The following is a 6,477-nucleotide window of genomic DNA, read 5'->3' on the forward strand; positions in this document are numbered from 1 at the left end:
GCCGCCATCCTGGCGGTGACTTTACCGCCAGGATGGCGGCGTTACGTAATCGTGCATAAGTCCTGAATTAGTCATTAGCCATTAGCAGTCAACCTCTAAATTTCCTAATTTGATTGCCAAAAATCTGTAACGTCATATCCCAATTCTGCCAACATTATTCGCAGTAGTGGCAAGCTTAAACCGATGACATTTGTGTGACAACCTTCAATTTTCTCGATGAATAATCCCCCTTTACCTTCAATGGCAAAACAGCCAGCACATTGCAGGGGTTCTCCTGTGGCGACATAAGCTGCAATCTGGCGATCGCTAACTTCAGCAAAATAAACTTGGGTAACTTGACACTTGACTTTTATTCTATCCTGTGTTAAGTCAATTAAGGTATGACCAGTGTAGAGTTGGCCAACTTCACCGCGCATTTTTTGCCACCGCGCGATCGCATCTTTTGCATCTGCTGGCTTTCCATGAATCTCGTCGCCAACAACCAGAAGGGAATCGCATCCCAAAACTACTATCGATTTACCTTGTTCAAATTCTGGCTTTTTCCCAGTCGGGAGTGAATTGGGATTAGCAATCAGATATTTCGCTACTGTTTCAGCTTTCCGCTGTGATAATATCTGGACTAATTCAGCCGCGTCGCTTAGTTGAATTTGGGACTCATCAAAGTCGCTGGGATAAATAATAGGATTAATGCCAGCACTTTCTAATAGGCGGCGGCGTGCGGGGGAAGCTGAGGCTAGTACAAAAGTGGGAATATCCATTTTGTGAGATCGAAACTTATAGCTGTTAACAGTTAACTGTTAACTGTTAACAATTAACTGTTAAGCTTAATAGACAGAGAAAGATTTAATCACTTTCTCAAATATTTTTTTTGCTTTTGGCCATCTATCTTCAGTAGAAGAAATGTTGATGGTGAAAAGTTTACCGCGACTGACTGCTACGCTAGCTAGGCTGTGCCGCAGTTGGTTTGGGAGTTTTACAGCATACTCTAAAATGTAATAACTTTTCGCCCCAAATTCGCGAACCTCGGCATTGACTAATTCTGCTTCGCGGCCGGAATTGGGAGGTGCGATCGCACTTTTGCTTAACCGATATCCTACCTCGCTCGGAGTCCCTAGATCGGCAAGAGTTTTACCACTGGCAACTTCACTGATAACGACGCTGACGTTCTCTGTTTGCTCAATTAAATCGCGAAACACTACATCTGGGCCATTGGAAACACTTAGTGCCGTCCAGCCATTAGGATAGAGAAATTGGTAGCCGTCGGCTGTGTCAATGTAGCTTTTGAGTCCGCTAACGGTTGATACACAACTGGTTAAGGTAAAGCTAAAAACCACCAGAAGTATTGCCGCAATTCGTTTGAGCATTATTCTTGATTACCTGGTCGGGTGCATGATGTAATGCTAATTCTCTCATTAAACATCTACGTAAAAACAATTTAGCTATGGAGCGCTTCCCTCGTCCATAGCTTTGTAGTTGTATCTCGAAATCCCAATACACGCTAGTTTGTTATCCCAGAAATCCGTGCCTAGCGAGCACTTCTAAACCCAGCAGGGAGACAAAACCAACCATAGCTAGGCGACCGTTTAACCGTTCTGCGTAGGTTGTAAAGCCTGTACGCGGCTCTTGTTCGACGTAAATAGGGGGTTCAATGGCAAAATTGTTGAGTTTGCCTTGATCGTCAACGATCGCTCCTTTGCTAGTCATGTTTTTTTCCTGAATGGTTTTACTCTCCTGTTAACAAATGTAACAGAGCTGTTAATAAATGTAAAGTAGAATATAAAATTTTTTCAATCTCAAGAGTTTCTTGTATTTAGTGCAAAATCTAACTGCGGACAGTGGACTCTGGACAAGGAACAAGGGACTATAGAGGGTGGCAAGTGTAAGGTCAGTAGCAAATCCAGTCAGGGCTGGAAGAAAATGTTGTAAGGGAGGAAAGAGTTATGCGGGCCAGTGTGGAACTGCGATGGTTTTATAGTGGCACGCTGCCAAAAGCGATCGCCGAGTGGTTTTGGCAGGAGAGTCTGGGCGGGTATTTGTGGCCTCATGAAGAACGGGAAGACTCATATTTACTGATCCCTAGCTGTGATTATCTGGGGCTAAAGTTGAGGCAGAAAGGCTTAGAGGTAAAATGGCGGCAGGCTGAGTTAGGGGCGGTGCAGTTTGGCAACCGCTGGGAGGGAAAGGCGGAAAAGTGGCTGAAGTGGGTTTGTGTAGAAACGGAAGCACCTGTGGCGGCTGATATTTTGGCGACTGGAGTATGGGTGACGGTGAAGAAAAAGCGATCGCAACGCCTATACGAAGTTTCAGAGGGAGGTTTGACTCCGGTTCCAGTGGAAGCACCTATTCCCCAAGGTTGCAGCGTTGAAATTACGCAGTTAAGTATTAATGGGGAGGGGTGGTGGACTATTGCCTTTGAATCTTTTGGCCATGACAGTTATTTGATGGAAAATTTACAGGTTGTAGCTGGTTGGCTGAGTAAAAGTTATCCGGGTGAAAAGTTAACACTGGATAATTCTTTTGCTTATCCTCAGTGGCTTAATCGAGTTTAGCTTTTAGATTTTATCCTCTGGCCCAATAGAGGGCGATCGCGATTGGGGGGAAGTCGCGATCGCGCTATCAGGTAACAAAAAGTTTTAAAGAAAGTCAATGTACATCAATCCTTCCGCTTCAAGGAGATGCAATGAAGGAAAAAATGTACATTGACTTTCTTTGCGAGAATCTATTCTCTAGTTACTAAAAGTATCCTTGATCTTATCAACAGTGCGTTCAATAGCATTCTTTGTGTTGTCTACTGCTTTCTGAGTCCGATCCGCATCTCGATCGGCTCTTTCCTCAATTCGCGCCGCATCTTTGTCTGCTTTGCGTTCAACAAAACTACGATTGTCCGTTGCTCGATCGACTCGATCGGCATTTTTGTTTGCAGTTTCCTTCACCTTATTTTTCGTATCTTCGATGAAATTTTTGGCTCGTCCAGCATCTTCACTTGCTTTGTCTTTAACCTTATCGCCCGCATCTGAGGTTGCGATTAGGCTGGAAGCAGGATTAGCCATTGCTGCGGTGTTCGAGAAAAACGCACCTTGCCAAACGAAGGCGATCGCTGACACGCAAAACAGAGCTGTGGCCATCCAGCGTCCTAGAGTCGAAAGCGGTTTTGTAAAATAATTCAGTTTCATAGAATACAATTCGATGAGATTTAACATTCTATTTTTAGTTCATTTGAGCGATCGAGCAAATCTTTCCCTAGACTGAAGTTATGCGATCGTAAATTATTGAACAAATCCACTCTTTCGATAGATTAAAATTATAGGCTAGTCTACTAACGGCTGCTAATGTACCTCTCTCGATTGAAAACTGCTATATATTTGTTGTAAAGGCGAAGCATTCGGGTAAATAATTTATGGGTTATACCAAATCCAGTTTTACTAACCCCTTGATTGTCATTGCGAGCTCTGCGAAGCAATCGCCTAGTCTCTGCGATTGCTTCGCGGAGCTCGCAATGACGACAGAATTACTAATAAAGGGGATGACTAACCCGGATTTGATATTAGACCCTAAAGACTTTCTAGTCGAATGCAACAGCTTAGCCAAAGCGGTTGCTCTGTTCAGCATTGCGATCGCTATATGCTAAATAGTAAATAGGAGCGATCGCACGAATGGGTTATTTTGTTGGGTAATGTCACTTTTAAACGACATTAATCTGTTAACGGTTATCTTTAATTGCTTGACGACATTAATTTGTTAAGAACGACATTAATCTGTTAACAAAGACAAATAATGTGTTATTTGACAACAACCGATGGAGAATAGCGGACTCGAACCGCTGGCCTCTGCGGTGCGATCGCAGCGCTCTACCAACTGAGCTAATTCCCCCTACCGAGCTTAGATTTTAGACTAAAAAACCTAAAACCTCGATCGTGACTGATTGCTAAATGGTTACAGACATTTAGGCATCATACCACAAATTCGCAAAAATGTCTAGACTATCCCCAATTTTCCTAGCTTACCCCCTGGGAATAAACCTGCTGGACTCTCTCAAATTCTAAATCGGAAAGGTAATCCACAGTCCAATTAGCCGCACGTTGGAGAAAATGAAACGGATAAGTATTCGCCACTCCCACAACAGAAATACCAGCTCTTTGGGCCGCTTGAATCCCAGCAAAAGTATCCTCGATCGCCAAACATTCCCCCGGTTCCAAATTAAAGTCTGGATAAAGCTGATTCAGCCTTTCAACTGCTAAAAGATAACCGTCTGGTTGCGGTTTACTTGCCGTTACATCATCACCAGCAACAATCACCTCAAAGTATTTTGCTAAGGCAGATCGATTTAACACCAATTCTACCTCCAACCGCAGAGAACCTGTCACCAAAGCGATTTTTAATTGCGCCACCTGAAGGCTCAAAATAAATTCTTCCAACCCCGGATATATCGGCAATTTTTCCAACAGCTCAACCTCTTTAATATAAGCTTGAGCCTTGCGTGCAATCAGCCGATCGAGACAGCTTTCAGTAACAGTTCTACCTCTGCGATTGAGTAATTCCGCAATGCAAGCGCGATCGCTTCTTCCCAGACAAACTTGCCGAAATTCTCCACGATTAATCCGTAGATTTTCCTCAATTAGCAATTGCTCTATCAGCCGTTCGTGAATGGACTCATCATTGATAATCACTCCATTAAAATCAAATAAAACCGCTTTTAAGGTCATGGGTAAAGTGTAGCAAAAAGCTAAGTTTAACTATTTTGAGAAAGTGTTTTAAGCTGGGGCTGGAAACCCTTCCAAGTCAAAATCAGGCACGCGATCGCTCGCATTTTGCCACTGATTAACCTGCACCTGCGGAGCTTGACCAGGCATAGGTTTCACACCCCTTGTCACCTGATTTACCAACCATAGATCCTCAGTTTGGACAGCACCAAATCCAGCGCTACCCATCCAAGCATCGAGATTACCAGCAGCGTAAGACTTAATATAAGGCTCTTCAAACACATCTGTCAGCCATTCTGTCTGCCGCAAAGTTTTCTGATTCCCATCTAAAACTATTATTTGTCCCCCAACTGTCAGCAAGCGAAAACTTTCCCTGAGAATACTTTGCGATACTGTTGGTGGCGTTTCATGAAACAGCAAAGAAGCAGTTACCAAGTCAAAGGAAGCGTTAGAAAATCCAGTTTGTTCAGCATTTCCATGTCGCCATTGAATATTTAACCCCGCTTTTTGAGCTTTCATTTCTGCTACTAGAATCATATAAGGCGATAAATCTATCCCGATGACTTCTGCTTGCGGAAATGCTTGTTTTAACATCAATGTTGTCGAACCAGTACCGCATCCTAAGTCTAAAATTCGCCTCGGTACACCCATAACAGCATCAATTAATCCCTGTCTAACGATCGCCTCGCTAGGAGGTAAGACATACTGAGTTATGGGATCGTAGGAAACCGCCGCACTAGGATTGAGGTAGCCTCTTTCTATGCCGTGAAAGTTCTGGCTGCTGTAGTATTCGGGATAAACTAGATTTGGCTGAGAGATGCGATCGCTCTCTTTTTCCCAATCAATATTTTCATATAACCGCCGCAGCGCCTCTTCGTCAATCATCAGCCGAATAATCGGCGACAAAAAACGCTCAAAAATTGTATCCTTGCGAACAGCCATAGTAGTCTCCTTGATTATGTTTAGTTGTTTGCAGGTCAAACTTTAGGAAATTCTATCCTCTAAAGCCTTTTTAGCAATACGAGTGATATAAACCGTGACTGCGATCGCAGCTACCAAACCCACAGCATAAAGCACCCACTCACCAATTGTACGCGATCGCCCCTGAGTGCCCAAGGCCGCTAAATTTCCTGCTAGAGAACCAATATAAACATACATAACCGTTCCCGGCATCATACCAATCCAAGAAGCAAAAAAATAGTCCCTAAGTGATACTTGGGTAACTCCAAAAGCATAATTGAGCAAATTAAAAGGGAAAATCGGAGAAAGTCTGGTTAAGCCTACAATTTTCCATCCTTCAACCGCCACCGCCTCATCAATCGCCTTAAATTTTTCATTGCTTTCTATCTGCTTAGAAACCCAATCGCGAGTTAAATATCTGCCCACAATAAAAGCACAAGTTGCCCCTAAAGTAGAAGCAATAGAAACCCAGATTGAACCCCAAACTACTCCGAATAATACACCAGCGCCGAGAGTAAGTAAAGAACCTGGAATAAATAGCACGGTTGCCAGAATGTAAACCAAGATAAAAGCCACAGCCCCCCAAGGGCCAAGATTAGCAATTAACTCTAAGGAATCTTTAAGAACTCCTTGAAGGTTAAAAAATTTTGCTCCCACAATTAGAGCAATAATTGAAAGTATTCCCAAGATTAACTTCAGCTTGTTTGAGAAAGGCTGATTTTTATCAGGTTCGAGATTGTCCATTTTTTAAATTGATCGCTTAAAAGTCGAAGTAAGAAGGAAATTCGTAACGCCGCCCTCTGGGCGGTATATTTAC

9 protein-coding genes and 1 tRNA gene are annotated in these 6,477 nt (G+C 43.2%); 2 read left to right on the top strand and 8 right to left on the bottom strand.

Annotated features, from left to right (window positions below; all coding sequences use genetic code 11):
- Window positions 1–104 precede the first annotated feature (104 nt).
- From PY364_RS09270 to PY364_RS09280, 3 genes are all read right to left on the bottom strand, one after another.
- On the bottom strand, window positions 105–758 hold the full coding sequence (locus PY364_RS09270; protein WP_275522010.1) for a nucleoside triphosphate pyrophosphatase: 654 nt from the start codon (window positions 756–758) through the stop codon (window positions 105–107).
- 66 nt (window positions 759–824) lie between these two features.
- Window positions 825–1,364: a photosystem II reaction center PsbP gene (gene psbP, locus PY364_RS09275; RefSeq protein ID WP_275522011.1), complete on the bottom strand. Its 540-nt coding sequence runs from the start codon at window positions 1,362–1,364 to the stop codon at window positions 825–827.
- 142 nt (window positions 1,365–1,506) lie between these two features.
- Entirely contained in the window at window positions 1,507–1,704 is a 198-nt protein-coding gene (locus PY364_RS09280; RefSeq protein WP_275522013.1) for a high light inducible protein, read from the bottom strand.
- Window positions 1,705–1,940: 236 nt separating this feature from the next.
- Between PY364_RS09280 and PY364_RS09285 the strand changes: the two genes are divergently transcribed.
- On the top strand, window positions 1,941–2,549 hold the full coding sequence (locus PY364_RS09285; protein WP_275522014.1) for a hypothetical protein: 609 nt from the start codon (window positions 1,941–1,943) through the stop codon (window positions 2,547–2,549).
- 177 nt (window positions 2,550–2,726) lie between these two features.
- Here the strand turns inward: PY364_RS09285 and PY364_RS09290 are convergent, their stop codons facing one another.
- The gene (locus PY364_RS09290) at window positions 2,727–3,173 is read right to left on the bottom strand and encodes a hypothetical protein (protein WP_275522015.1); all 447 of its coding nucleotides are present in this window, start codon (window positions 3,171–3,173) and stop codon (window positions 2,727–2,729) included.
- A gap of 323 nt (window positions 3,174–3,496) precedes the next feature.
- On the opposite strand from PY364_RS09290, the gene PY364_RS09295 reads away from it, so the two are divergent.
- Window positions 3,497–3,628: a hypothetical protein gene (locus tag PY364_RS09295; protein WP_275522016.1), complete on the top strand. Its 132-nt coding sequence runs from the start codon at window positions 3,497–3,499 to the stop codon at window positions 3,626–3,628.
- 169 nt (window positions 3,629–3,797) lie between these two features.
- Here the strand turns inward: PY364_RS09295 and PY364_RS09300 are convergent.
- The 4 genes from PY364_RS09300 to PY364_RS09315 all read right to left on the bottom strand — a co-directional run bounded on the left by PY364_RS09300 (window position 3,798) and on the right by PY364_RS09315 (window position 6,404).
- Window positions 3,798–3,870, bottom strand: a tRNA-Ala gene (locus PY364_RS09300).
- Window positions 3,871–3,995: 125 nt separating this feature from the next.
- Window positions 3,996–4,703: an HAD family phosphatase gene (locus tag PY364_RS09305; RefSeq protein ID WP_275522018.1), complete on the bottom strand. Its 708-nt coding sequence runs from the start codon at window positions 4,701–4,703 to the stop codon at window positions 3,996–3,998.
- Between the two features lie 48 nt (window positions 4,704–4,751).
- Entirely contained in the window at window positions 4,752–5,642 is an 891-nt protein-coding gene (locus PY364_RS09310; protein WP_275522020.1) for a class I SAM-dependent methyltransferase, read from the bottom strand.
- A 42-nt stretch (window positions 5,643–5,684) separates the two neighbouring features.
- Window positions 5,685–6,404 (bottom strand): TVP38/TMEM64 family protein, encoded by a 720-nt coding sequence (locus PY364_RS09315; RefSeq protein WP_275522021.1) that lies wholly within the window; start codon window positions 6,402–6,404, stop codon window positions 5,685–5,687.
- Between the last annotated feature and the right edge of the window lie 73 nt (window positions 6,405–6,477).

The organism is Kamptonema sp. UHCC 0994, from assembly GCF_029167235.1.
GTDB lineage: Bacteria > Cyanobacteriota > Cyanobacteriia > Cyanobacteriales > Microcoleaceae > Kamptonema.